This is a genomic window from Corallococcus sp. AB018 (assembly GCF_003986945.1).
In the GTDB taxonomy this organism is placed as follows: domain Bacteria; phylum Myxococcota; class Myxococcia; order Myxococcales; family Myxococcaceae; genus Corallococcus; species Corallococcus exiguus.
In genome coordinates this window covers 1-1,571 of sequence record NZ_RAWR01000437.1, presented here as the reverse complement: position 1 = coordinate 1,571, position 1,571 = coordinate 1, and the positions used below count along the sequence as shown (strand labels likewise).

At 69.1% G+C, this 1,571-nt stretch carries 1 protein-coding gene; it reads left to right on the top strand.

Translation table 11 applies throughout. From position 1 onward, the window contains the following. Positions 1–47: 47 nt before the first annotated feature. Positions 48–1,526, top strand: coding sequence for a transposase (locus tag D7Y11_RS42555; protein ID WP_120581722.1), 1,479 nt, complete (start codon positions 48–50; stop codon positions 1,524–1,526). The last annotated feature ends 45 nt before the right edge of the window (positions 1,527–1,571 follow it).

The window sequence follows — 1,571 nt, the reverse complement described above, 5'->3', positions numbered from 1 at the left end:
GGAGGGTTGCGCGGAATAAGCAATCTGATGGGTCCTGTAGAAGGGAGATGACGTCAGAAGAGGGAGCCTCCTGCTCGTCTGCGGAGCAGCGGAGCAGACGCCGCGTCGCCAAGGACCCGACGCCGCGCTTCAAGGGAGCGGAGCGCGAGGTGCTTGCCGCGGCGGAGCGACTGGTGCCGCGGGAGCACCTGGCCCGGAAGGTGCGCGAGGTGGTGAAGCGCTTCGACTTGGGGCGGGTGGAGGCGGGGTACTCGGCGTTGGGGCAGAAGGGGTACGCGCCGCGCGAGTTGCTGGCGCTCTGGGTGTACGGCAGCCTCATTGGCGTGCACCAGGGCACGCAGCTGGCGCATGCGCTGCGGACGGACCTGGCGCTGCGGCTGTTGAGCGCGGGCCACTTCGTCAGCCGCTCGGTGCTCAACCGCTTCCGCGCCAGCCAGGGGCCCCTCTTCCTGGCGGCGCTGGAAGAAACCGTCCGGTGGGCCTGCCAGGAGGGCCTCATCGAGGAGCAGGCGCTGGCCGTCGATAGCGTGCGTCTGCGGGCGCACGCCAGCGGCAGCCAGGTGCGCGTGCACCGCCACTCGCTTCAGCGCCTCAAGGCCTTGGCCCAGGTGGACGCTGACGCGCTGACGCAGCAAGGGCAAAAGAAGCACCAGGAGCAGGTGCAGCGCCACCAGCAGGCCGTCCAGTTGTGCCAGGAGCGGGGGGCCGCCACCGTGGTGCTCAGCAACCCCAGCGCGGGGCTGATGCAGTTTCCCGGCAATGGGGTGCACCCGGGCCACCGGGTGACGGTGGTTTCCAGTGGGGCGCGGCAGCGACTGGTGGTGGGAGTGCTGCTGTCGGCCACGGGCAATGACAAGGGCCACTTGGAGCACGCCCTCCTGGAGGCGCGGCGCGTGCTGCACCAGGCCGGACTGCCCATGCCGGCGCGACTCCAGGTGGCCGGCGACGCGGGCTACTGGAGCGAGGAGGACTTGCGCTTCGCCACGCTCAACCGTGCCTGGGTGGATGTGCTTCTCAAGGAGTCCTCCCCGACGGGCCCGCTGGCCAACAAACCCGGCATGCTCCCGCGCGAGGCCTTTGAGTTTCAACCCTCGAAGCGAGCCGTGGTGTGTCCGGCGAGGCGCACCATGCACGGGCCCGTGCGCGATACTTCTGGCGCGTGCGAAGCCTACTTCGGCGTCGGATGCGCGGACTGCTCCTTGCGTCCGCGGTGCACAAAGGGCCTGCGCCGCAAACTCACCGTGCGCTGGGAGTACGAACGCTTTCGCCAGGCCATGCTCCTGCGCATGTCCCAACGGGGGGCCGCGGCCCGCTACAACCAGCGCATCGCCACCGTGGAGCCGGTGTTCGCCTCCGTGCAGCACGACATGCGATTCCGTCGTCTCAGCTCCCGCCACCCCAGCACCGTCCGCGCCGAAGTCCTCCTCAAACTCCTGGCCCACAACATCCGCCGGCTGCTGACACGCAGCCGGCTTTTTTGCGTCTACTTCGTGCTGGAGGCCCCTGCCTCCCTTGAGGCTCAGTAGCCAGTCAGCCTTCACCCCTATTCCGCGCAGACCTCCTGTCGGACA

Excerpts from the sequence above, each read along its gene's own strand:
- D7Y11_RS42555 (WP_120581722.1), top strand. The coding sequence starts at position 48 with ATGACGTCAGAAGAGGGAGCCTCCTGCTCGTCTGCGGAGCAGCGGAGC.